The organism is Trichocoleus desertorum ATA4-8-CV12 (assembly GCA_019358975.1).
Lineage (GTDB): Bacteria > Cyanobacteriota > Cyanobacteriia > FACHB-46 > FACHB-46 > Trichocoleus > Trichocoleus desertorum_A.
Map to the genome: position 1 here is coordinate 112735 of JAHHIL010000006.1, position 23052 is coordinate 135786.

Genomic DNA, 23052 nt, shown 5'->3' on the forward strand with positions numbered 1-23052 from the left:
CAACAGCTACCAAAATCTGATCTCAAAAAACTTAAAATGATGAGCCGCGTTGCTTCAAGAACTCTGCTTCTTCAGGTGTTGTGGTCCGCCCTAAAACTTGATTGCGATGCGGAAAGCGCCCAAACCGCTCAATAATTTCTTTGTGACGAATCGCGTAGGGAAAGTGATCTGCTATTGCAGGCACATCATTTAGCTGCCGCAACAGTTCTACCGACAAACGCTGGTGCTCTAGATTTTCACTGTGCTCAAAGGGTAAATAAATAAAGATCCGCTGCACTGGCAGTAAAGCTTGGTCAAAATCTTGCGCGATCGCTTGCTGAGCCGTCACTAAAGCTTGAGCATCCGTGGCAAAAGCTCGGCGATCGCCCCGAAAGATATGGCGCGAAAACTGATCGAACAACAAAATCAACGCCAAGCAACCATCACGCGAGGCTCTCCAACCATCGTAGTTACCAGCGGCAGCCGCTTCGTAATCGAGCAGAAAGCGATCGGTCACATCTCGATCAAATTCTGGATCTTTGGAGAACCAAACCTTGCGGCTCTTGCCATAACTTTCGGATTCTGGGCTACCAAACCAGAAATTCAAGATTTGCTCAATTCGTGACATTTTGCGATTCAGCCAGTACTAGCTCTAATGAAAATTCTAGCGATCGCTACCACTTATGATCTGGCAGCTACCCCAGGTAGCATTTTTACTCCAGAGAAAATGTAACGAATTTTACCAAAATCCAGAATGATCCCCATTGAGAAGGCTAGGCTACGGATAGATACCCAGTTCGCAGAGAGACTGCGATTGTGAGAGTAATGTTATGGGTTCACCATCAGTCTTGCCTTTAGAACCTGCTTCACCTGCCCACATTTGTCCCTTAGATCAAACCTGCAGCTATCTTGACGAAGCGGCTAGAGAACTCCAGCTAGATGCTGGTTTACAAGCCATCTTGAGTCATCCTCGTAAAGTCGTCACCGTTTCAATTCCCATCAAACTTGATAACGGTACTGTACAAGTTCTAGCGGGCCACCGAGTTCAGCACTGTGATGTCCTCGGCCCTTACAAAGGCGGTACGCGCTATCACCCCGCCGTGACCTTGAGGGAAGTTTCGGCTCTGGCCATGCTGATGACCTGGAAATGCGCCCTTCTAGGCATTCCCTACGGTGGCGCTAAAGGGGGCATTGCCCTGAATCCCAACGATTACAGTGTTGCTGAGCTAGAGCGAATTACCCGCCGCTATACCAACGAGCTGATTAAAGATATTGGTCCCTCTGTAGACATCCCCGCGCCTGACGTTGGCACCTCCGCGCGAGAAATGGCCTGGATGATGGACACCTACTCTATGAACGTGGGCCACGCTGTCCCCGGAGTGGTCACTGGCAAACCCATTTCTATCGGTGGTTCTCGCGGACGAGAAATGGCCACAGGCCGAGGGGTAATGATTACTGTCCGGGAAGCTTTGGCGGCTCAAGGCAAGTCCCTGGCAGGTGCCCGAATTGTCATTCAAGGATTTGGCAATGTTGGTCGCTCAGCCGCTCAGTTACTGTACGAAGCTGGCGCTAGAATTCTGGCTGTCTCCACCAGTTCCAACGGTCTATTTGCTGACGCTGGCCTGGATATTCCCGCCTTACTCGCTTACACCGCCGAAAATCATAAAAGCTTGGTTGGCTTTCCGGGGTCCACGCCGATTAGCAATGATGATCTCTTGCTCCTTCCTTGCGATGTCTTGATTCCAGCGGCTTTAGAAAACCAAATTACCGAAGCTAATGTCGATCAAGTCAAGGCTCAGATCGTCGTAGAAGCTGCCAATGGCCCGGTGACGTTAGCCGCAGATCAAGCCTTGGAAGCGAGAGGAGTGACGGTATTTCCTGATATCCTGGCCAACGCAGGTGGAGTGGTCGTCAGTTATCTGGAGTGGGTCCAAGGGCTATCTTACGTTTTCTGGGACGAGGAACGGGTGAACCGCGAAATGGAAAGCTTGATGGTTCATGCCTTCCAGCGTGTCTTGCAGCAATCACAAAACCGCCAAGTTCCACTCCGCTTAGCAGCCTATACCCTAGCTGTAGGACGAGTGGCCCAAGCGGTTAGCGATCGCGGTCTCTATCCTTAATTCTCGCTCCTCCTGTTTAGAGGATTAGGGTTTTAGCGATCGCCCTTGCCTAATTTGAGGGAAAGAGGGCGATCGCTTTTTCTCTCTCATTGTTTTTGTTAGTCGCAATAAACGTAGGGGGCGGGTTTAGCAGGAGTACTCGCGTTATCGCAATACCTACATTACAAAACCCGCCCCTACAGATGATGGCTCGATTGTGGCTTAGCTGGCGTGCTGTTTGTACCACTCGATCGTGTTTTTCAGCCCTTGCTTGAATTCCATTTGAGCCGTAAAACCAAAGAACTGTTTAGCTCGTTCTGTATCTAAGCAACGGCGAGGCTGACCGTTGGGTTGGTCGGTTTCCCAAACAATCTCACCCTCGAAGCCCATCAGCTCACAAATTAGAGTCACCAGATCACGAATTGAGATCTCGTAACCAGTCCCCAGATTCACAGGCTCAGAATCGTTGTAAGACTGCGCACCCATGACAATGCCACGAGCCGCATCCTCAGAGTAGAGAAACTCACGGGTCGGGCTGCCGTCACCCCAGACAGGAAGTTGCTGGTCTCCCCGTTGCTGAGCTTCATAAACCTTGCGAATCAAGGCTGGGATGACGTGGGAACTGCGAGGATCAAAGTTATCTTCAGGCCCATACAAGTTCACTGGCAATAAGTAGATGCCATTGAAGCCATATTGCTGACGATAGGATTGCAGCTGGACCAACAGAGCTTTTTTAGCCACACCATAAGGTGCGTTAGTTTCCTCCGGGTAGCCGTCCCAGAGATTCTCTTCCTTAAACGGAACCGGGGTGAACTTAGGGTAAGCGCAAATGGTGCCCACACAGACAAACTTTTGCACTCCTGCTTGATAGGCGGCATGGATCAGCTGCGTGCCCATCATCAAGTTGTCATAGAACAGCTCTGCTGGCTTTTCCCGATTCAGCCCGATACCACCCACATGCGCCGCTAAATGGATCACCACATCCTGCTGATCAACCGCTCGTTGGCACTGTTCGAGGAAACGAAGATCACAATCCCGCGATCGCACGACTGTAATCTTCTGAGGATCAGCACCCGCGCTTTGGAGTTGGGCGATCACTTGACGCCCTAGGAAGCCAGCTCCCCCGGTCACTAAAATCCGTTTATCTCTGAGATCCAGCGTTGTCATGGCTTTTTCATCTCTATTGAAATAAATCAGGAATGCTCAGAGATTAGCTCATTACATTGCTGACTTCGTGACGAATGGTAGCGTGTTCCAAAGACGAACCTCTACCATTTTCCATAGTAAGTCCCAAAGCTTGCAAGTCAGCTTCCACCATGATGGCGACAAGCTGTGCAAAAGTCACAGAAGGCTCCCAGCCCAACTTCTGCTTCGCTTTAGCGGGATCTCCAATCAGCAGGTCAACTTCTGCCGGACGCAGGTAGCGCTCATCAAATTCAACGTAGTCGTGCCAGTCCAGGTTGACGCACCTGAAGGACAAATCGAGGAACTCACTAATCGAGTGCGTTTCACCCGTTGCCACTACGTAGTCATCTGCCTCATCTTGTTGCAGCATCAACCACATTGCACGCACATAATCTTTGGCGTATCCCCAGTCTCGCTTGGAATCTAAGTTACCCAAGTAAATTTTCTTTTGCTTACCTGCCACAATTCGGGCGATCGCTCGGGTAATTTTGCGAGTGACAAACGTTTCACCCCGACGTGGAGATTCGTGGTTGAACAAAATCCCATTAGCAGCAAACAGACCATAGGATTCGCGGTAGTTTACAGTTTGCCAGTGAGCGTAAACTTTGGCACAAGCATAAGGACTACGGGGATAGAAGGGCGTAGTTTCTAGTTGGGGTACTTCCTGCACCTTCCCAAACATTTCTGAGGAGCCTGCTTGGTAGAATCGCACTTCTAAGCCTGTACGGTGCTGATAGTCCCGGATCGCTTCCAGTAAGCGAAGTGTCCCCATACCCACTGCATCAACCGTGTACTCTGGCGAGTCAAAGCTGACGCGCACATGCGATTGAGCCCCTAGGTTGTAAATTTCTTGTGGCTGTACTTCTTCTAAAATACGGCGTAGCGTTGTCCCATCTGTTAAGTCACCATAGTGCAGAAACAAACGCGCTCCCTCTTTGTGAGGGTCTTCGTATATATGGTCAATCCGATCCGTATTGAAGGTTGAAGTTCGTCGAATAATGCCATGAACTTCATAACCCTTTTCTAACAGTAATTCACTGAGGTAAGAGCCATCTTGACCTGTAATACCTGTGATTAGCGCTCGCTTCTGTTGGGTCATTTGCAAAGTTCCTTCTGTGGCTGACATGGGGGCTGGGGAAACAATAACTTTTAGCTGTTTAAGTAGCTGTCTGAGCTTGTCACAGCTCCAAGTAATTCTCGTGGAATCTGGGAGCGGACAGAGGCTATTTAAAGCTTGCACCTAGCCGTTACACCTTATACATCCCATTTTTGTGGGAGACTGCTCAGGAAAAGACTTTGTCGTCAATGGTAAGCCATCTTCTGAGGTTGCTTTTCCATAAGCATGCTGCACAAGTAAATAGATACTGCGGGTGTGAGAATCAATCCATACGTTAGCTTGAAATTCTCAACAAAACATCAAAAAACTATGTAATGTCTGCAAAGAATCAGGACCCTCTGTATATTTTTGCCAAAGATTGAGATTCAGCTTTCCCAAGAAAAAATAAGTCAACTCATATTGTGCTCATACTGTATAGTTGGACACTGACCATAGAGAAATCAGCCCTAATAAATGTGATGGATTAGCTTCAATAAGCACCATTTTTGCTGGGGAAGATAACTACACCAATCGTCTTCACGATTAACCAGAGATCCATCCAAAGGTTACGGGCGTTGACGTAGTAAAGATCCATTTGGACACGACGATGATAAGGAATATCATTTCGTCCGGAAACTTGCCAGAGTCCTGTAATTCCAGGTTGAATGGTCAAAATTCGATCCATGTATCTGCCGTATTTTGGTAACTCTTCCTCTACCAGAGGCCGAGGACCCACGACGCTCATATCACCCTTCAACACATTCCAAAATTGCGGAAACTCATCCAGGCTTGTAACCCGCAAAAAACGGCCGATCCAGGTAATACGAGGATCGTATTTCAGTTTGAAATTGGCTTCAAATTCTTGCCGAGCTTCCGGGGAAGTTGCCAACAGTTGGAGCAACACCTCGTCAGCATTTGCAACCATTGTTCTGAATTTGATGCAGCCAAACGGTTGACGATTCTTACCAATTCGTTCTTGAACATAAAAAATCGGCCCTGGAGAGCTAAGGGCAATCAACAGGGCCAGGAGCAGATAAACCGGAGAGAACAAAATCAGAACCGCAAGCGAAAACCCAATATCAAACACCCGCTTGGGAAACTCTCCGTCTAGACTAATTAACGTAACTGGCGGCAAGCTCCGCTTAAAAATCGCCCGAATTGTCTTGCCGGAGATAAGTTGACTTTCGGCAGTCATTGTACTCCTTCAACTCACAAACTCACACCACACAGTCCTGATCATAAAGCCAGAAACACCTTCTACGGTGATTTAGGTCTAAAAGACAATGCCCGACTGGGATCGCTAGACCGAAATTCTTGGCAGCAGTGTTCCACAAAGCTGAGATATTGTTGCACAAACGCTTTAGCGTCAAAGGTTAGGGCATGCGATCGCACCACCTCAGCATTAAACGCTTGGGCATGAGCTTCAAAATATTCCACCGCTTCAATTAAAGCCACCTCCGATTGAGTTGAGAACAAAACTCCTGTCGCAGCATCAGGATACTGCCGCACATCTCGCACCGTTTCCAAGGCTCCTCCTGCTCCATAGGCAATAACAGGGGTACCACAGGCTTGAGCCTCAACTGGAGCGATGCCAAAATCTTCATGGGCCGCATAAACAAAAGCCTTCGCCTCGGCCATGTATTTCTCTACGACTGCATCTGGTTGCCAACCCAACACTTGTACATTCGGCTGGGCGATTTTGCGTAGCTCTTGCAGTTCCGGACCACTCCCAATCACCACCAGCGATCGCCCTGACTGATTAAAAGCACGCACAATCAGCGAGGTTTTCTTGTAGCTCACCAAGCGAGAAACTGTGAGGTAAAAGTCTTTTTTCTGAGCCTGGAAGGGAAATCGCTCCGTATGCACAGGCGGATAAATCACTGTAGCGGGACGCCGATAGTAGCGCCAAATCCGACGGGCTGTGTTGCAAGAATTGGCAATGAAATAATCTACCCGATTCGCAGATAAGACATCCCATTGCCGCAGAGAGTGCAGTAGCCAGCGAGTTACCCAGCCTGGGACTCCACGCCCCAAGGCACTGCTGCGCAAGTAGTCAAAGGTTAAATCCCAGGCATAGCGCATGGGTGTATGGCAATAACAAATATGCAACTGATGGGGTCCAGTTAGGACTCCTTTCGCAACGGCGTGGGAAGAAGAAAGAATCACATCATAGGGACGCAAATCCAGTTGCTCGATCGCTAAAGGCAATAGGGGCAAATATTTCTGCACCCCTTGGCGAGCACCGGGAAAATACTGCAAAAAAGTCGTGCCAATCTGACGCTTAAACAAATAGCTGTCCGGATTTGTGGATTCGAAATCAATCAATGCATAGAGGTCGGCATCCACATGCTGCAAGATCTCCTGCACAACTAGTTCCGAACCCCCTGTTGCTTTTGGCGTTAACCATTCATGAACCAGCGCGTACTTTAATTGCACAGTCAGTTTAGAGATTAGGGAGATTAGGGCTGCTTAAAGGTGTTATCACCGAGTTTGTCACACTCTAGCGATGATGAGTGACAGAAGTATGAATTGCTGACCAGCCTCAACCTCATTTTGGTCAAGCTGTAGAGAGTATAAAACGTGGATAGTGTTTCACCAAGCCTGAAGGTGGCAAGAATTCGGTCTCGCTAACTCTCAACTACTAAGTCTTTACGATATAGCGTGCCTTTGTCAGGAAGATCTTGGCTCAGGTTGACCACGCTCTTAGCGCTCAGGTTGGTAACGCTCTTAGCTTAGTCAGACTGAGAACGACCAAAAAAAGCACAAATTGAACTAACACAATACTAGGGCCAGAAGCAAAATTCAGTGTTCCAGATACCAACATGCCCATGATGCTACTGAGCGCTCCGATCGCAACTGATAGGAGCAAGAAACGGGCAAAACGCTGGCTTAGCAACTTAGCAGTCGAGGCTGGAATAACCAAAAAGGCATTCACGAGCAAAATACCGATCGCTTTGATGGAGACAGCAACTGCCAAAGACAGCAACACCACAAACAAATAACGGTGCAGTTGAACTGGAATCCCTTGCACTTGAGCTACCGCTTGATTGAGCGTCAGCAAGATTTGTTGTCGGAGCGTCGATAGCAAAAAAATAGCACTGACAATCAGCAACAGTAGTGTCAGCACTAAGTCGGTGCGGTTGATGGCTAGGATGTCGCCAAACAACACTCCCATCAGGTTGCCTCGGTAGCCCTGAATAAAGCTAGTCAGGATTACCCCGATCGCTAAAGCGCCTGAGAGCACAATGCTGAGGATGTTGTCACTCCACAAGTCGGTTTGGTCAATCAGGTAAAGCACCGCCAAACCAAACAGGAGGGTGAAAGGTAGCAGCATCCAAGTTGGGTTTAACTGGAGCAAAACGCCTAAAGCCACTCCAACTAAGGCTGCATGACCCACCGCATGACTAAAAAATGACAATTGCCGCAAGGTGACAAAGCAACCCAGCAGCCCGCCCAGCACCCCCATCAAAATCCCCCCAGCGATCGCCCGTTGCATGAACGGAAATTGCAGGAGATCAATCAACTGATTGGGATTAATAGCAGCAAACTGCAACTGATCAACCGGAAACCAGGGTAGACAGCCTAGGAGCATAATGAGGAGCCGAAAAGAATGAATAGACTGGGCGATCGCCGAAAAGCGCTAAGCAGATCTTGAGTGGGCCAAACGGATTTTGATCAGACTGCGGCATAATTGGAAAGGACTGAGACTTTAGAGATAAATAACTTTGATAATTTCAGAAACTCAGCTTTTTAGTCGTCTTTGAGTTTACATAAAGAAAAGTTAATCTTTGCATCATAAAGCTTTACTCTAGTTTTAGACTGTCCCGCTTTTGGCATAGGTGACTGTGACAACAGCATCCAATGGGCCTTGCGTCCTAGGACAGCTTTGGCATGTGATCGTTTTGAAAATTATGGTTAAGCAGCGGGTTCTTTCTGGCATTCAACCGACAGGCAATCTCCACTTAGGTAACTACTTAGGAGCCATTCGCAATTGGGTGGAAGGCCAAAGCCAATACGAAAACTTTTTCTGTGTCGTCGATCTTCATGCCATTACTGCGCCCCACAATCCAGCCACTTTGGCCGCTGACACCTACGCGATCGCAGCCATCTATCTAGCTTGTGGCATTGACTTGGAGCACGCCCATATCTTTGTACAGTCCCACGTTCCAGCCCACAGCGAATTAACCTGGTTGCTGAATTGCATCACCCCTTTGAACTGGTTGGAAGACATGATTCAGTTCAAAGAAAAAGCGGTAAGACAGGGTGAGAACGTCAATGTGGGCTTGCTCGACTATCCCGTGCTAATGGCCGCAGATATTTTGCTCTATCAAGCGGATAAGGTTCCGGTGGGAGAAGACCAGAAGCAGCACTTAGAGCTGACTCGTGACATTGCGGTACGCTTTAATCACCAGTTTTGCAAAGACAACTCTCCAACCTTTAAGCTGCCAGAACCGTTGATTCGGGCGGCGGGAGCGAGAGTCATGAGCTTGACGGATGGCACTCGCAAAATGTCTAAATCTGATCCTTCGGATTTAAGTCGGATCAACGTTTTAGATCCTCCTGAGCAGATCCAAAACAAGATTAAGCGCTGCAAAACTGATCCCGTCAGAGGGTTGGAGTTTGACAACCCAGAACGGCCTGAGTGCAACAACTTGCTAACGCTCTATATGCTGTTGTCAGGCAAAACTAAAGCTGAGGTGGCGGCAGAGTGTCAGGATATGGGTTGGGGCCAGTTTAAGCCGTTGTTAACTGAAACTACGATTAGCGCCCTGAAACCCATCCAAGACAAATACAACGAAATCATGGCGGATAAAGGTTATTTAGAGTCAGTGCTGCGCCAAGGTCAGGAAGCTGCTGCCGCGATCGCCAACCAAACCTTGAACGAGGCAAAATCAGCCTTGGGCTATGCCTTGCCGTTGTAGCAGGGAGGCTCACTCGCCCATTGCCGCGTAGGAGTACAGAATGCCAGATGAAGTGACGATGGTGAGGTTAATCAAGTGATGGATAACGGTCAAAACAATCTCGCGATGCTGAATTCATCCCTATTGCCATCTCCCTCTTGCTTCCGCAATGCGGTTCAGTCTGGTGAGTTTTTAGTTACGGCTGAGGTCGCTCCGCCTAAAGGTGGTGATGCGGCTCACATGCTGCAAATGGCCCTGCTGCTCAAGCATCGAGTGCATGCCGTCAACATTACCGATGGCAGTCGGGCCGTGCTCCGCATGAGTTCCCTGGCAGCATCCATCATTCTGCTTCAGCATGGCATTGAGCCGATTTGTCAGGTCGCTTGCCGCGATCGCAACCGCATTGGCTTACAAGCCGATTTGATGGGAGCCCATGCTTTAGGCGTTCGTAATATTTTGGCTTTAACCGGAGACCCCGTAAAAGCTGGCGATCACCCCGATGCCCGGGCCGTGTTTGATTTGGAGTCGGTACGGCTGCTGCAACTGATCTCCAAGTTAAATCAAGGCTTTGACGGCAACGACAAACTGATGCCTGATGGCCCCACCGATTTGCTAGTGGGGGCAGCGGTTGACCCGCAGCTCAATAGCTGGTCAGGCTTACAGCGTCGCTTTGAGCGTAAATTAGCGGCAGGAGCCCAATTTTTCCAGAGCCAGTTAATTTGCGACTTTGATCGGCTGGAAAAATTCATGACTCAGATCGCGGTAGGTAGCAATAAGCCAGTTCTAGCAGGAATTTTCTTGCTGAAGTCGGCTAAAAACGCTCAGTTTATTAACCGCAACGTACCCGGTGTTTCCATCCCAGATGACATTATTCAGCGTTTGGAGCGAGCTGCTGACCCCTTGCAAGAAGGCATTGCGATCGCGGCAGAGCAAATCAAGTTAGCAAGAGAACTTTGCCAAGGCGTACATATGATGGCTGTGCGTCGAGAAGACTTGATCCCCCAAATTCTAGATTTAGCTGGAATTCCGCCTATCACTCAAGCTGCTCCTGTCTTTCAACCTGCGGGAAGCTAAGGGCGATCGCTCAACTTGGCTCACAGGACTTATGCAACAAGCCTACTCAGGCTTCGTATCGTGATTGAGTGACTCTAGCATCTGCGGTGGGCCAAGCTGCGTGAGCTGGTAACCTTTGGGATAGCTGCGATGGTGAGCGTCAGTGTAAAACTTGGGCTGTTTCCGAGCTGGCAACCAGCGGAGAACTCGGCCTCGCAATCTCAAGCTGTAGGCGATCGCTTGTCGCAGGAAAACGGGTGGAGCGGTGAATCCATAAGCTTCTAGCATTCGGTCATCTAAGAAACTGTGGACGCTCGGTCTAACTAAAGGGCGCAACCAGCTCGGAAACCAACTCAGCATCAAGTTTTGGGTAGAGTCACCGACGAGACGATTGGTTCGGGCGTAGCAGAAGTGCTGCCGTTCGTACTCAACGTTGTAGCGCTCAAATCCTTCGTAGGTGTCAGGAATATCTTGAATCTGCATTCGCTGACCCACTGCCTGCCAGAAATAGAAAGAAGCCAAGCGTTCGTTGTGAGACATAGGTCGCCAGCCAAAGCGATCGATCCAACGTACAGGCTCATAGATAAATGTAGAAAGCACATACAAGAAATCGGCGTTGCTGATCTGAAAACGCCCATGCATGTGATTCATCCGTCGAATCGCTTCTTGACCGCGATCGCTGTCATATCCCCATTTCGAAATCTCAGCCACAATCAAGGCTGTATCGTCGTAACGTTTTTGCGGGCGCTGATGAAACTCTCCGGTTTTGTCGAGTAGCACTGAAATACTCGGCACACAAAATGTCCGAAACAGCGCAATTTCTAGAGCCCGATTAATATCCCAAGGAAATTCGTAGCCTGCCATCAAGCTGCAGATCTCCTGATGATCCTGCATGGGATCTAACTGCTGAATTTGATGCAGATTTTGATAACGTTTCATACACTCCTGCTGCAACTTAAGTCTTACAGAAACTATCAGGCCATACGGCAGTGAATTCGGGTAAAGCGGCACAAAAAAAGCCAGCTCCCATAGCTGGCTACTTTTAATTTTTAATGACGTTGTCTTCTCAATTTGGAGGAACCTAAGCTGCGCGTTCCCACACTTGCAGCAGGTATAGGGTTATTGTTCCCGACTCCAGAAGTATTGTAACAAGATACACAAACTTTTTGTCATGAATGTTTACAGCAATTTTTGAGAAGCTGCATCACTCTTTAGCTGGAGCCAGATGACATCCTACCATTCATTTCAACTTTAATTCTCTGGCACGGTTAAATAAAGGCGGGCTCGCTGAGGTTGGCCCCAAATCACTTGCTCTTGCTTATAAATTGCCATCCCTGGTTTTGCCCCCTTGGGCTTGTAGACATATTTTGGCTCTGTGTAAACCACAGGAACTTGCTCGCTCTGACGGGCACGACTGTAATAGGCGGCTAAGTCAGCCGTAAATTGTAGGTCTGCTTCTTCAGGAACCTTTCCTGGTTCTAGCCGCAAGAGGACATGACTGCCAGGAATTTCTTGAGTGTGGAACCATAGGTCATAATCGCCAGCGAGTCGGAAGGTTAACTGATCATTTTGGCGATTATTGCGACCAATGAGTAACTCAAATCCGCTCGGCGTTTGAAAGCGATAGAATTCTGTACTAGTCTTACTCTCCGGGCGACTGCGATACTCCAGTGACTCCAAATATTGCTGCTGAATCAATTCATCGCGAATTTCTTCTAAAGCGATCAGGTCAGCGGGGACTTGATAGCTAGCCATCTGCAATAGGGCCGCTTCTACTTGCTCCAGATAGTCCACCTCTACTTGTACCTCAGCTAGCAACGGCTCCACGGCCAAACGGGCTCGCTTAAGTTTCTGGTGTTTTTTGTAGAGAGACTGAGCATTCTGTACGGCGTTTTTCTCCGGATCGAGGGCGATCGCCACAGGTTGCTCAGTATGAAAATCTGCCAACGTCATAGCTTTCATTCCGGGTTGCCATTCTTGCAAATGGGCCATCAATAAGTCTGCTTGCTCTCGGTATTGGTCGGCTTGGTCCGATTGCGCCAAGCGCTGCCGAAACAAGTCAGCTTTGAGCCGCACTTTGGCCAAGACATTATTTACTTTTTGGGTCAACTGATGATGAAGCTGCGCAAACTCCTGGCGATTGAGTTGGGCGGTGTAGTACTGGTTGAGCAAGGTTTGTACAGACTCGACCGCTTGCGTCTGACCCCAACCCAAAACGGTATACCCCTGCTGAGTCCAGCCTGGATGCAGTTCACAACTTTCTAGCGATCGCAACCAAGTTTGCCAAGCTGCAAACAACCGCTGCCACTCTGACTCGTCTAGGTCTTCTGTCGATCGCTCTGGGTCAAGTTCTATCGCCTGCAACATTGACAACACTAAGGCTGAGCTTAAGCCACGATAATTCTTGATTAAGGTGCGCCGCAAAGCCCCAGGCACCAGGCTAATCCGTTCTCGCCAACGTTCATACGGCTCACTTAAGCTAGGGGCTGGATCAGTAAGTGCAGGCGGTAATTCATAGGGTTGTCCTGTGAGAATGGGGCGAACGCTGGACTGCTGGGCACTGACTTGATGAGCCGCTGTCACAATCAAGTTCTCCTGGTTCGCCAGGATGGCATTGCTGTACTTGCCCATAATTTCGACATACAGGTGCCACAACGGGGGATCTCCAGGCCGTCGCGCAAACTGTAAATCCAAAGCACGTTCCCAAGGGGCGATCGCCTCAATCGCAACCAGGGCCAAGCCGCCCAGTTGATGTTGGAGTTGCTGGCTAAAGGTAAATGTGTCAGGGGTGCGAGGGGGTGGGTCGCCCATGCAAAGACGGGCTGCTTGCGGGTGCCAGGAAATAGTCAGCCAACTCCGGTGCTTTAGAGTTCGCAAGGCAATGGCCAGAGTAAAGCGATCGCGCTGATAGACCTGCTCCAGTCGGGATGGCAGCCAATCAGCTCGAAGTTCACAGCAGGCAGCAGTTAGCGTAGTAAAGTCAACAGGTTGCAAAGTGAAAAATCGTACAAGTCACAGGATCGCTGCTCAGTCTAACGCTAATTGCACCGGATCGATCACCGAGCTGAGGGATTAGTGAGTCAGATCTATACCCAAAGGTAGAAAGCTCCCTAGCAAGCCAAAAAACTCTGTTATGCTGCGAATTTTAGCCTTGTTAGTCCAAATTTTTGTAGATACCATTGAAATTAAGTATTTATGAACTCCTTACGCAGCCAAGCCGCAGTTCATTATGGATATTAAGCTGATCAATATCGGTTTTGGCAATATTGTGTCTGCCAACCGAGTGGTTGCCATTGTCAGCCCAGAGTCCGCCCCCATCAAACGAATCATTACGGATGCCAGAGATAGGGGGCAACTGATTGATGCAACCTATGGGCGGCGCACCAGAGCAGTTATCATCACCGATTCGGGCCATATTATTCTTTCTGCTATTCAGCCTGAGACCGTCGCCAACCGCTTCATTGTCAGTAAAGACGGAGCGGGCAACGATGAATAACGACCGTGTCAAGCTCCTACTACAATCCTAATCCCTGCGGCTCCTACCGTTGAATCGATCGCCTACAGATAGTGCTACCCTAAGAGGTTTAAGCAACGTAACTCGAACGGGTAGTGAGAGCATGCAAGTAGGCAAATTGGTTGTATTGACTGGGCCGAGTGGAGTCGGAAAAGGCACCTTACTGCGATCGCTTCTACAACGCCATCCAGACCTCTATGTTTCTATTTCAGTCACTACTCGTGCTCCCCGCCCTGGCGAAGTTGATGGGCAGCATTACTACTTTGTGAGTCGTACCGAATTTGAGCGCATGGTCGCTGGTGGTGAGCTCTTAGAATGGGCAGAATTTGCGGGAAATTGTTATGGCACGCCCCGCCTAGCGGTAGAGCAACAGGTTCAGCAAGGCAAGTGTGTGATCTTAGAAATCGAGCTGGAAGGAGCTAGACAAGTTAGGCAAACCTTTCCGACTGCCTTTCGCATCTTTATCCTGCCACCTTCTTTGAATGAACTAGAGTTTCGCATTCGCAATCGGGCTCAAGACTCAGAAGAAGCGATCGCTCGACGCTTGCAGCGGGCACAAGCCGAAATGGATGCTGCCAGCGAGTTCGACATTCAAATCATCAATGATGATTTTGAGAAAGCTTTAACTGAGATTGAGGCTGCTTTGCTTGCGCCTGTTCATTGCTACAGCGTCTAGTTGGCAGTTAAACCATAAATTAAGGCAGTCAATCACACTTCCATTCCGACTAAAGCTACCAGTGAAGTGAATATATCAAGCTGGCAACTTTGAAGACTAAAAGTGAACGATTGACTGCCTTAGAAATAACTCTAGATTCTTGTCAAGAATGACTAGAAGGGATTTTGCAGGAGTTGGATGTTAGCGAGTAGGGCGTAAGCAAAAGCTGCTCCACCAATTCCACCAATCAAGAATCCGCTGGCAAATTCGTTCCAACCCTCTTGGGCAGTCAAAGCTGCGGGTGGGTTGGGGGTGGTGATGGTTTGGGTTGGATCAGGAGGGCAACTGTTTGCATACAGCGACAAGCCGAGTGTCAAAATGACGACTAGGCCAACAGTTGACAACAAACCAGCGAGGTTTGCCACATCTGTATCTCTCAAGGGACCTAGCTTGGCAAAGGGGCCAATGAGCCAGTAACCATGAGCCATGCCAATCTCCAAACCGCGTCGCAGTGGAGAAAGACCCCGCCGATAAGCAGGCAGGTTATTAATGTAAGCTTCTGTGAAACCTGAGGCGTTAATTGGGGTTTCCAAATTACCAGTTTGAGGGTCGCCGCCTGCAGGACGCACGACTTCCCGGTTTCTCGGATCGCCTAAGCGATCTTTTGATCTATCTATCGTTTCTACGGGTACCATATTGCTCTTTTAGTTAATAACGTTGTAGCCCTATTTTAAGTGAGAAGTCTATTCTCACTTCCCGAACCAAAGTGCACTTAAAAAAAATTAATTTTACACTTTGGTCAGTAATGGTTCGGCTAGGAAACTCGCGACTTCAAGAGGGCGATCGCGAGTTTCTCAAGTTAAAAACCTTGATCTTTCTAGAACCAAGGCTTGCTAACTTAGCAAAGCAAGAATTCTAGGAAAAAGAAGTTCTTAGTGCAGTCTAAGGAGACAGAAAGAGGCCGTCGGGAAACGTTTTATTGATCAGAATAAACGCTGTCAGCGCACCACTCACAAACAACACTGCTAATACAGGAGCATTAGACAGATACTTGACGAAATCATTCATACCAAACTCCTAAGGACAAGCTAAAGGAGAAATAACGAAAATGGAAGCGAGAAGGAAATCAACTAAACTCTGGCAACAGAGTTCAGAGAACTTCGTTAGCGAGGAGAAACAGGAATGTTTTCCTCTTTTTCGACCAGCTCTCCGCTGAGCAATTCTTTTACTGCTGCCAAAGGCCACAGCAAACCGCCGATAAAGCATTGAATTGCCAGAGGTACGTTGATTTGAATTTCGCTGTACTCTGGATAGTCGCTCTTTTTGACAGTTCTGATATAGCTACGGCCAGACCAACCTAACCAGCCAGCCAGATACAAGAAAAGCAACCCAGGATATTGGAAATCACCCCAGTGGCTAGGACGACCATCGGTGATCAAACGGGGCAAACCTTCAGGGCCGCAAAGCATCCCTTCATAGCGTGCAAACCGTTCCCGAGCCCGCTCAATTCTGCCTTTGATAAGTGCAGCAGAGTCGCTGTTGGGATCATATTTTTGCAAGCGGGCCTCTTGGCCTCTCACAGTGTTATTTAGACGTTGCTGAAAAGCAGGAGTCTCACCGCAGGGAACTAACCCAGCTACATCTGCTGAGGCAGGGGGGGCCATACCTAGCCAGAGGCAAACAATGAGAACTAAAGCAAACAGTCGTTGCATGGAATCATTTCCTTTTGTTACAAAACTCAAAGTTTGTTGTACAAAAAGATTACGCTATTTGTACAGGAAAGTTTGCTGAACTTGGAAGCAATCATACTCTTCCGAGTAGACCCAGTAAAGTTTTAAGTTACTAGAAATAGCTCATTCATTCAAAAAATTACCAGCGAATGGCAACGGTTTTAGCACTTGAAACAAGTTGTGATGAAACAGCGGTCGCGATTGTTAAAAATCATCAAGTTTTAAGTAGTATTGTTTCTTCTCAGATTGATATTCATCAACAATATGGCGGGGTCGTACCGGAAGTTGCGTCTCGCCAACATGTAGAGATGATTAATTTAGCGATCGCTGAAGCGTTTCAGGAAGCGTCACTAGATTGGTCTGCCATTGATGGGATTGCTGCCACTTGTGCCCCTGGGCTGGTGGGTGCCTTGCTCGTTGGCCTCACAGCCGCTAAAACCTTGGCCCTAGTTCATCAAAAGCCCTTTGTTGGCATTCATCACCTAGAAGGCCATATTTACGCTTCGTACCTCACCGACCCAGCGCTAGAGCCACCTTTTCTCTGTTTGCTGGTTTCGGGTGGGCATACCAGCCTGATTTACGTCAAAGCTTGTGGTCACTACGAAACCTTAGGTCAAACTCGCGATGATGCCGCCGGAGAAGCCTTCGACAAAGTAGCTCGCCTGCTAAATTTGGGCTATCCCGGTGGTCCAGCGATCGATCGTCTTGCGACTCAAGGGAATCCTCAGGCTTTTCCCTTGCCCGAAGGCAATGTCTCACGGCCCGAAGGTGGTCATCATCCTTACGACTCCAGCTTTAGTGGTCTTAAAACTGCGGTGCTGCGCTTAACCCAAAAGCTTCAACAAGAAAGCAACCAACTACCCGTTGCCGACCTCGCTGCCAGCTTTCAAGAAACTGTGGCGCGATCGCTAACTCGACGGGCGATCGCCTGTGCCCGCGATTATGGCCTCACCACGATCACGATTGGGGGAGGCGTTGCCGCCAACAGCAGTCTACGCCGTCACTTACAAGCCGCTGCCGAAATGCACAATCTCCGAGTGCTTTTTCCACCCCTCAAATTTTGCACCGATAATGCGGCCATGATCGGGTGTGCTGCCGCTGATCACCTGAATCACGGTCATACTTCATCCCTAACCCTAGGAGCGCAGTCACGGCTGGCGATCGCCAACGTCATGCAGCTTTATCAGTAACTACCGCAACTACCGAGTAAGTTTGCCAATCACCCAGTCGCTCTGCGGGGAGCTACTTGCTCCTGAACTTCGTGTCGAGCCACAATTGCGCGCAGTTGAGCCACCACGGTATCCGGTTGCTCTACCATCGCCATATGCCCACAATTGGGAATCTCAATCACGTTATCGCCACAGGCTCGAAAAGTTGGGTGAAAACTGGCTAAGTGCCGTACGTACTTGGGCTCCATGATGGGATCTTGCGCCCCCGCCATAAAATAAACAGGCTGTGGCAAACGGGACACCACATGAGGAAGATGATGCACCTCTTCTTCGGTAGTGGAATCCAGCAACGCTCCCAAGGCCGCTTGTGGATTAGCCATGACAAAATCGATCACCCGCTGCCGTCCCCAAACACGCTCAATCGGACGAGCGACAGTGGCACGGCTAAATAGTAAATCAATCAACGGCAGTTGCGAAAACCAGCGAGGCCGAAATCTTAAAATTTTGGCTCCTGCCGAGCGAAACCGCTCAAACTCCTCTTTGAGGTAAATGCCACCCCCTGCATTCAAGCAAATCACGCCCTTCACAGCATCGGGTAACTGATGGCCTGCCCAGAGAGCAATACTGCCACCCAGGGAATGACCTACCAACCAAGCGTTAGAGATATTCAGCTGTTTTAATAAAACGGCTAGATCTTGAGCGTAGGCAGCGGGTGTATATCTTGAAGCTTTAGGTGAGGCGATCGCTTCCTCTATCAACTCCGCAGTCACAGGAGACAAACTGCGCTGGTGATCGGAGATCGAGCATTGGGACTCGCCGAATCCACGCAAATCATAGGACAAGCATTGATAATCCGGTGACAACCGCTCAATTAATGGTTGCCAATATTGACGGCTCAGGAGCCAACCGTGAATAAAAACAAGGACAGAGGGAGATGCAGTAGCCGCCGTCAAATCGTAGGCGTGCGGAACTCCTAGGACGTTAATGCTGGTCATACTTTTATCCTAGCCCGAAGTTCAACTGAAACACCCTAGGGGCTTCAGCCGACATTACAGCAACAGGCCTTGGGCATCGAGCCATCCCACTCGCTGAGCTTAGTGTCGTCGTCCTAGCAACCGTTGTCGGACTCCTTCAGCAATTTTCTGGCCAAGATACTCTGGAATTAAGTTTTCGTTGGGACCTAGCAAGTACAAAATCAAACGGGTTCGGCCCCGCCACACCAAAAGATTGGCGTTGACCACCAGCAAATCCTCTTGCCAAATGGCGTACATGACTTTGTAAAACAGACCCGGTTGGTTGTCGGCCTCAATTAGTAAGGCTGGCAGGTGGAACACTGGGTCTACATAGAACTCCGTTTCTACTTGCTCTAGTCCAGCGTCTAGATTAAACTCTACCGCCAGCATTTCTTCGACTTCAAACCGCCCTGCTAATGCCTCTCGCACCGCCCGACAGACGTTCTCCGCAGTTTTCTCGGTTAAGGTCTTGCCGCCTCGTGATACAACCAGCTTGATGAAAACCAGCATGGGTGGATAAATCTGCCCATACAAGCTGAGGCTATGAATGGTTAGCCCGTAAGCTGCCAAAACTCCAAAAATATCGCTGAGTAAAAAAGACTGATTACGGTAGGCAAAATGTAGCGCACTCTTACTACCTTCCGGCTTCAGCTCAATCACCGCTTGCTTGGTTTTATAAAGCTGGTAAGCCAACCTCAGGTTTTGTAACTGAATTTCGCTGCTAACAAATTGCTCATAAAACTGGGGAAACGCTCGGTTGAAGCGCTTCAGCAGTTCTAGTGTGGACGATTTCAAACCCGAGGCCATAACGGAGAGTACAACTCACTTGCTACAACAGAAGCCTGGACGAGAGAGCGATCGCCAAGGTGCAAAACTCAACCTTAGGTCAATTTCTCACAAATTTTCATCGTTCAACTTTTATTTCCTCAGATGATTTTCCCCGACAACTCGATCAATCTGATGAATAAGTGCAACGATGAGAATCAAGTTCGGAAGATATACTAGCTAGTACTGTCTTCTAACTCCTACTTACCTTAACCACGCCTACATGGGTTTCTGGAAAAGTTTATTTAGTGGTTCTGACACTACCCCCAGCTCTAAGCCCACTGCTGTTGAGGGATATATTGCTGAGGATGAAAACAGCTTACCCACTGAGGCACCACGCGATCCTAGCTTAAGTGGCTCAGCGGCCCGAAGCCGCAGTAGTTCTCGCATTTTCTTCAGTACCGATCGAGACATCGACCTCTACGAATTAGAGGAACTGTGCGATGCGGTGGGTTGGTCGCGGCGACCTCTACGCAAAGTCAAAAAAGCAATTCAGCACAGCTTTCTCGTCGTTACTATGTGGGAGCAGCGAGGCGTACAGCGACGCTTGATTGGCTTTGCACGAGCTACCTCTGATCATGCCTTTAACGCCACGCTTTGGGACGTTGTGGTTCATCCAGACTTCCAGGGCAAAGGATTCGGGAAGGCTCTCATGAAACACGTGATCAAGAAATTGCGAAGTGAAGATATCAGCAACATTACTCTATTCGCTGATCCTCAAGTCGTTACCTTCTATCGTAACTTGGGTTTCATGGCGGATCCAGAAGGAATTAAGGGCATGTTTTGGTATCCCGACTAAGCGCAAATTCAACTTGCACCTTCCCTCTCAGTATTCCCCATCTCTCTAGCTGCTCTTACCTGGCTTACAGGTTCGTTGCCGTAAAGCTAATTTTTTTGCTCACGGATGCTTGAGAGTAGGGTATACTAGCTAAGTGACGTTAACGGGATGTAGCGCAGCTTGGTAGCGCGCCTGCTTTGGGAGCAGGATGTCGCAGGTTCGAATCCTGTCATCCCGATTTAGACAAGATTTTGCAAAAGCTCAGAGCCTAAAAGTTCTGAGCTTTTGCCATTTTATGAGCCACCCACACTGATCTGACCTTTAACAGCCAACTCGCCGTCTTCTTGAATGGTCCAGATATCGTAACTGCCCACAACATCTCCTTGGGCGTCGAGTTCTAGGGTGCCACTAGCGCCTTGGTAGTTCACATCTTTTCCTTGGCGTACGAGTTCTAAGGCTTGGCAAATATCGGTCACTTCTTGCCCCGGTGCGCTGGCGATTTCGCGAATCTTGTCTTTGAGAGCAGGCCCCGTTGCTGCTTGAGCAGATTCAGCCGCCAAAACCATTAAAGCTGTGGCATCCCAGGTATTGGGATCGTACACACTAGGCTGACGCTTGTACTCAGCGTTGTAAAGTTGCCGAAAGGCGGCGATCGCGGGTCCTCCGGCACTGGCTGCTGTACCGATCAATCCACTGGCAATAAATTCTCCTGCCTGATTTTTGCCGACTAGGTTGGCGATCGCAGGATCTTTCAGGCCATCGGTCGCCAACACTTTCGTTTTCTGATCCAACAGCCCTTGTTGATAAGCAGATTTCAGAATGAGGCTGCCTGTCTCTGGATAAGCAATTAACAAGACTGCATCTGGATTGCTACTAAAGGCAACGCTCACCTCCGACTCGAATGTAGCGGCATCTGGGGGATAGCGGGTGGGTTGGCCTGACACAACTTTGCCGCCCAACGCCTCAAAAGCTGGAATGAAGGATGCTACCAAGCCATTGCCGTAGTCATTATTAATGGCCAAAATTGCGACTGTTTTAAAGCCTTGATCTTTTGCCAATTTCGCCAGGGCTTGCCCCTGGAAGGTGTCAGGTGGGGCCGTGCGAAACCAAAATCCCTGGAAGTCACCTTTCTGGGCTCTTTCCGTGAACACAGGACTGGTACTCGCAGGCGAGATTTGCGTCACTTGATTACGAACTGCAATATCCACTGCTGCGCTGGAAACGGCACTTGATGCTGCGCCTACCACCCCAGCGACTCGATCGACCTCGGCCAATTTAGTCATGGCTGAAGCACCAGCAGCAGGTTCCGTTTGGTCGTCTTCTGAGATCAGTTCTACTGGCTGGCCCAAGACTCCCCCACAGTTGTTAACTGTTTTGACAAGTAAACGAGCACTGTCTTGCATGGGTGGACCATACTGAGCCAAGTCCCCTGTAATGGGTAACAACGTACCTAGCTTCAAGCCGTTACTGGATTGAGTGGGAGTTTGACAGCTCGATAAAGCCAACAGTGCGATCGCAACTGGACTGCGAACAACGATTTTGGGTAGCCAATAAAGTAAACCGCCAGAAAGAGTATGAAATTTAGACTCCTTAGGATGGGAGCGCTCAACGCTCGATCGATTAAAACTCATATCAGGTCCGCATGTTATGGCAGTGTTAGTGTCAGTGAAAATCTCAAATGCTAAACACAGCTATAATCTCAACTACTCTCAACTACACAGTAGTGCTAAAAAATATGTGTCTCATTGGCACGAACTGAGCAGATATCACATTGCCCTCAAGGAGCACGACGTTTAGCCAAGCCCAAGTACTGACTCAGTTGTGTTAGTATCCTACAAGCCAACTGGTGCCTGCCAAGAAAAGTCCCTAGCTAAACAGATTATCCCGCTTCTTTTCTGGCCCTGGAACCATTTTCGTTGGGACCAAGTCACCTGTAACTGACATCAGAGCAACGTAGATCATTTGCGAATACGTCCTGTTCAGCAAGGTCTTTCGATGGAGTGAATTAGTGTAGAGCTAGTGTGTGAAGCTGGGTAAGAACAATAATTTTGCCACATCTCTATCTTGAAATTCGGGCGGCACTAGTGATGAAAGATACCCAATGTTTGGTGAACTTGCAATTGCATAATTAGCAAACAGCTAGCAAACTAATTCATGACAATTCGCAATTCGGCAAACTATCAGCCGCACCTCGATTTCTCACTCGCAAACGCTAGTTAAAAGCGTCAATATTAACTCCTTTGCAATCTTTCTAGGAGAAACAATGAAGTCTTTTGTCCGTTGGAGTGCAGTTCTGGGTTTAGTTGGAGGTGCATTACTAGGCCCCTCTATCGCAGGCAATATGGCTGCTCTAGCCTTGCCTAAAGAGCAAGTATTGCAAAAACTGCGTACGGTGCCGATGTTCACGATTGCAGATGCCCAAGGAGCGCCATTGGTTGCTTCTGCACCTAAGGCCGCGAATGGTCAAAAGAATACTCCAGTGGCAGGAGTTTTTGTTAGCCAGCAGGATGCTCAAGCGTTTTTAAACAACTTGAAAACCAAGAATCCTGATCTAGCTAAGAATGTCAAGGTAATGCCTGTTTCGTTGGCAGAAGTTTATGAATTGAGTCTGGCTAACAAAAACAAACCTGATGGCCTGACCTTTGCTTTTGTGCCAACTCAGCAGCAAGTCGCATCAGCAGTTGCGCTCTTAAAGCAGAGCGGTCAAAAGGTAGAGCGCTTTAATGGTGTGCCTGTCTTTATTGCTAGAGGCGGAAAAAACAAAGGCTATTTGACCGTGAAGCGGGGGAATCAGCAGATTATTCCTCTTTTCCTCAAGAAAGAGGAGTTGCAAAATATGGTGCAGCGCCTCAATCAGCAGCAACCCGACTTGGCATCCAGTGTAGATATCCAGGTGGTCAACCTCGAAGGTGTGATCCAAACCTTGACAGATAGCAACAACAAAGAACTGGAAGAAATCGCCATTGTTGCACCACAAGAGTCAATTGAATTTCTGCGATCGCTTCAGCCTGCCCAAGGTCAAGCTAGACCCGCAGCGAAATAACTTCCTGCCTTC

22 protein-coding genes and 1 tRNA gene are annotated in these 23052 nt (G+C 48.8%); 9 read left to right on the forward strand and 14 right to left on the reverse strand.

What is annotated here, in order from left to right:
* Positions 1 to 31: 31 nt before the first annotated feature.
* Positions 32 to 607, reverse strand: coding sequence for a DUF924 domain-containing protein (locus KME12_08125; protein MBW4487743.1), 576 nt, complete (start codon positions 605 to 607; stop codon positions 32 to 34).
* A 202-nt stretch (positions 608 to 809) separates the two neighbouring features.
* Between KME12_08125 and KME12_08130 the strand changes: the two genes are divergently transcribed.
* Positions 810 to 2099 (forward strand): Glu/Leu/Phe/Val dehydrogenase, encoded by a 1290-nt coding sequence (locus tag KME12_08130; GenBank protein ID MBW4487744.1) that lies wholly within the window; start codon positions 810 to 812, stop codon positions 2097 to 2099.
* A 201-nt stretch (positions 2100 to 2300) separates the two neighbouring features.
* On the opposite strand, the gene KME12_08135 is transcribed toward KME12_08130, so the two are convergent.
* From KME12_08135 to KME12_08155, 5 genes are all read right to left on the reverse strand, one after another.
* Positions 2301 to 3245, reverse strand: coding sequence for a GDP-L-fucose synthase (locus tag KME12_08135; protein MBW4487745.1), 945 nt, complete (start codon positions 3243 to 3245; stop codon positions 2301 to 2303).
* A 43-nt stretch (positions 3246 to 3288) separates the two neighbouring features.
* Positions 3289 to 4362, reverse strand: coding sequence for a GDP-mannose 4,6-dehydratase (gene gmd / locus KME12_08140; protein MBW4487746.1), 1074 nt, complete (start codon positions 4360 to 4362; stop codon positions 3289 to 3291).
* Positions 4363 to 4849: 487 nt separating this feature from the next.
* Positions 4850 to 5554 (reverse strand): sugar transferase, encoded by a 705-nt coding sequence (locus tag KME12_08145; GenBank protein MBW4487747.1) that lies wholly within the window; start codon positions 5552 to 5554, stop codon positions 4850 to 4852.
* A 62-nt stretch (positions 5555 to 5616) separates the two neighbouring features.
* Positions 5617 to 6795, reverse strand: coding sequence for a glycosyltransferase (locus tag KME12_08150; protein ID MBW4487748.1), 1179 nt, complete (start codon positions 6793 to 6795; stop codon positions 5617 to 5619).
* 274 nt (positions 6796 to 7069) lie between these two features.
* Positions 7070 to 7855 (reverse strand): metal ABC transporter permease, encoded by a 786-nt coding sequence (locus KME12_08155; protein MBW4487749.1) that lies wholly within the window; start codon positions 7853 to 7855, stop codon positions 7070 to 7072.
* 415 nt (positions 7856 to 8270) lie between these two features.
* Between KME12_08155 and trpS the strand changes: the two genes are divergently transcribed.
* Positions 8271 to 9281 carry a tryptophan--tRNA ligase gene (gene trpS, locus KME12_08160; protein MBW4487750.1) on the forward strand — a complete coding sequence of 337 codons (1011 nt, stop codon included), beginning with the start codon at positions 8271 to 8273 and terminating at the stop codon, positions 9279 to 9281.
* A gap of 105 nt (positions 9282 to 9386) precedes the next feature.
* The gene (locus KME12_08165) at positions 9387 to 10334 is read left to right on the forward strand and encodes a methylenetetrahydrofolate reductase (GenBank protein MBW4487751.1); all 948 of its coding nucleotides are present in this window, start codon (positions 9387 to 9389) and stop codon (positions 10332 to 10334) included.
* A gap of 42 nt (positions 10335 to 10376) precedes the next feature.
* Here KME12_08165 and KME12_08170 read toward each other — a convergent pair whose 3' ends face one another.
* Both KME12_08170 and KME12_08175 read right to left on the reverse strand, forming a co-directional pair.
* The gene (locus KME12_08170) at positions 10377 to 11252 is read right to left on the reverse strand and encodes a DUF2236 domain-containing protein (protein ID MBW4487752.1); all 876 of its coding nucleotides are present in this window, start codon (positions 11250 to 11252) and stop codon (positions 10377 to 10379) included.
* Positions 11253 to 11564: 312 nt separating this feature from the next.
* Positions 11565 to 13307: an NFACT family protein gene (locus tag KME12_08175; GenBank protein ID MBW4487753.1), complete on the reverse strand. Its 1743-nt coding sequence runs from the start codon at positions 13305 to 13307 to the stop codon at positions 11565 to 11567.
* Positions 13308 to 13542: 235 nt separating this feature from the next.
* Here KME12_08175 and KME12_08180 point away from each other — a divergent pair, with 235 nt between their 5' ends.
* Both KME12_08180 and gmk read left to right on the forward strand, forming a co-directional pair.
* Entirely contained in the window at positions 13543 to 13809 is a 267-nt protein-coding gene (locus KME12_08180) for a DUF370 domain-containing protein (protein ID MBW4487754.1), read from the forward strand.
* A 121-nt stretch (positions 13810 to 13930) separates the two neighbouring features.
* Positions 13931 to 14503 carry a guanylate kinase gene (gmk, locus tag KME12_08185; protein ID MBW4487755.1) on the forward strand — a complete coding sequence of 191 codons (573 nt, stop codon included), beginning with the start codon at positions 13931 to 13933 and terminating at the stop codon, positions 14501 to 14503.
* A 152-nt stretch (positions 14504 to 14655) separates the two neighbouring features.
* Here the strand turns inward: gmk and KME12_08190 are convergent, their stop codons facing one another.
* The 3 genes from KME12_08190 to KME12_08200 form a co-directional block, all read right to left on the reverse strand.
* Positions 14656 to 15177 carry a photosystem I reaction center subunit XI gene (locus KME12_08190; protein ID MBW4487756.1) on the reverse strand — a complete coding sequence of 174 codons (522 nt, stop codon included), beginning with the start codon at positions 15175 to 15177 and terminating at the stop codon, positions 14656 to 14658.
* A 247-nt stretch (positions 15178 to 15424) separates the two neighbouring features.
* Positions 15425 to 15550 (reverse strand): Photosystem I reaction center subunit IX, encoded by a 126-nt coding sequence (locus KME12_08195; protein MBW4487757.1) that lies wholly within the window; start codon positions 15548 to 15550, stop codon positions 15425 to 15427.
* A gap of 95 nt (positions 15551 to 15645) precedes the next feature.
* Positions 15646 to 16194, reverse strand: coding sequence for a Photosystem I reaction center subunit III (locus tag KME12_08200; protein ID MBW4487758.1), 549 nt, complete (start codon positions 16192 to 16194; stop codon positions 15646 to 15648).
* Positions 16195 to 16361: 167 nt separating this feature from the next.
* On the opposite strand from KME12_08200, the gene tsaD reads away from it, so the two are divergent.
* On the forward strand, positions 16362 to 17402 hold the full coding sequence (tsaD, locus tag KME12_08205) for a tRNA (adenosine(37)-N6)-threonylcarbamoyltransferase complex transferase subunit TsaD (protein ID MBW4487759.1): 1041 nt from the start codon (positions 16362 to 16364) through the stop codon (positions 17400 to 17402).
* 29 nt (positions 17403 to 17431) lie between these two features.
* Here tsaD and KME12_08210 read toward each other — a convergent pair whose 3' ends face one another.
* Both KME12_08210 and KME12_08215 read right to left on the reverse strand, forming a co-directional pair.
* A complete protein-coding gene (locus KME12_08210) occupies positions 17432 to 18376 on the reverse strand; it encodes an alpha/beta hydrolase (GenBank protein MBW4487760.1) in 945 nt (314 codons plus the stop codon).
* A 99-nt stretch (positions 18377 to 18475) separates the two neighbouring features.
* Positions 18476 to 19201 carry a hypothetical protein gene (locus tag KME12_08215; GenBank protein MBW4487761.1) on the reverse strand — a complete coding sequence of 242 codons (726 nt, stop codon included), beginning with the start codon at positions 19199 to 19201 and terminating at the stop codon, positions 18476 to 18478.
* A 241-nt stretch (positions 19202 to 19442) separates the two neighbouring features.
* On the opposite strand from KME12_08215, the gene KME12_08220 reads away from it, so the two are divergent.
* Together KME12_08220 and KME12_08225 are read left to right on the forward strand one after the other, a co-directional pair.
* Positions 19443 to 20018 carry a GNAT family N-acetyltransferase gene (locus KME12_08220; protein MBW4487762.1) on the forward strand — a complete coding sequence of 192 codons (576 nt, stop codon included), beginning with the start codon at positions 19443 to 19445 and terminating at the stop codon, positions 20016 to 20018.
* A gap of 143 nt (positions 20019 to 20161) precedes the next feature.
* Positions 20162 to 20235: transfer RNA gene (locus tag KME12_08225), tRNA-Pro, on the forward strand.
* 55 nt (positions 20236 to 20290) lie between these two features.
* Here KME12_08225 and KME12_08230 read toward each other — a convergent pair.
* Positions 20291 to 21628, reverse strand: coding sequence for an ABC transporter substrate-binding protein (locus KME12_08230; GenBank protein MBW4487763.1), 1338 nt, complete (start codon positions 21626 to 21628; stop codon positions 20291 to 20293).
* A 632-nt stretch (positions 21629 to 22260) separates the two neighbouring features.
* Between KME12_08230 and KME12_08235 the strand changes: the two genes are divergently transcribed.
* The gene (locus tag KME12_08235) at positions 22261 to 23040 is read left to right on the forward strand and encodes a hypothetical protein (protein ID MBW4487764.1); all 780 of its coding nucleotides are present in this window, start codon (positions 22261 to 22263) and stop codon (positions 23038 to 23040) included.
* The last annotated feature ends 12 nt before the right edge of the window (positions 23041 to 23052 follow it).

Bases quoted from the DNA above. Each gene is read 5' to 3' on its own strand.
- KME12_08230 (MBW4487763.1), bottom strand. From the start codon at position 21,628: ATGAGTTTTAATCGATCGAGCGTTGAGCGCTCCCATCCTAAGGAGTCT.
- KME12_08190 (MBW4487756.1), bottom strand. From the start codon at position 15,177: ATGGTACCCGTAGAAACGATAGATAGATCAAAAGATCGCTTAGGCGAT.
- KME12_08200 (MBW4487758.1), bottom strand. From the start codon at position 16,194: ATGCAACGACTGTTTGCTTTAGTTCTCATTGTTTGCCTCTGGCTAGGT.
- KME12_08125 (MBW4487743.1), bottom strand. From the start codon at position 607: ATGTCACGAATTGAGCAAATCTTGAATTTCTGGTTTGGTAGCCCAGAA.
- KME12_08155 (MBW4487749.1), bottom strand. From the start codon at position 7,855: ATGCAACGGGCGATCGCTGGGGGGATTTTGATGGGGGTGCTGGGCGGG.
- KME12_08145 (MBW4487747.1), bottom strand. From the start codon at position 5,554: ATGACTGCCGAAAGTCAACTTATCTCCGGCAAGACAATTCGGGCGATT.
- KME12_08235 (MBW4487764.1), top strand. From the start codon at position 22,261: ATGAAGTCTTTTGTCCGTTGGAGTGCAGTTCTGGGTTTAGTTGGAGGT.
- KME12_08210 (MBW4487760.1), bottom strand. From the start codon at position 18,376: ATGACCAGCATTAACGTCCTAGGAGTTCCGCACGCCTACGATTTGACG.
- KME12_08170 (MBW4487752.1), bottom strand. From the start codon at position 11,252: ATGAAACGTTATCAAAATCTGCATCAAATTCAGCAGTTAGATCCCATG.
- KME12_08215 (MBW4487761.1), bottom strand. From the start codon at position 19,201: ATGGCCTCGGGTTTGAAATCGTCCACACTAGAACTGCTGAAGCGCTTC.
- KME12_08220 (MBW4487762.1), top strand. From the start codon at position 19,443: ATGGGTTTCTGGAAAAGTTTATTTAGTGGTTCTGACACTACCCCCAGC.
- KME12_08165 (MBW4487751.1), top strand. From the start codon at position 9,387: ATGCTGAATTCATCCCTATTGCCATCTCCCTCTTGCTTCCGCAATGCG.
- trpS (MBW4487750.1), top strand. From the start codon at position 8,271: ATGGTTAAGCAGCGGGTTCTTTCTGGCATTCAACCGACAGGCAATCTC.
- gmd (MBW4487746.1), bottom strand. From the start codon at position 4,362: ATGACCCAACAGAAGCGAGCGCTAATCACAGGTATTACAGGTCAAGAT.
- KME12_08195 (MBW4487757.1), bottom strand. From the start codon at position 15,550: ATGAATGATTTCGTCAAGTATCTGTCTAATGCTCCTGTATTAGCAGTG.
- KME12_08130 (MBW4487744.1), top strand. From the start codon at position 810: ATGGGTTCACCATCAGTCTTGCCTTTAGAACCTGCTTCACCTGCCCAC.
- tsaD (MBW4487759.1), top strand. From the start codon at position 16,362: ATGGCAACGGTTTTAGCACTTGAAACAAGTTGTGATGAAACAGCGGTC.
- gmk (MBW4487755.1), top strand. From the start codon at position 13,931: ATGCAAGTAGGCAAATTGGTTGTATTGACTGGGCCGAGTGGAGTCGGA.
- KME12_08180 (MBW4487754.1), top strand. From the start codon at position 13,543: ATGGATATTAAGCTGATCAATATCGGTTTTGGCAATATTGTGTCTGCC.
- KME12_08135 (MBW4487745.1), bottom strand. From the start codon at position 3,245: ATGACAACGCTGGATCTCAGAGATAAACGGATTTTAGTGACCGGGGGA.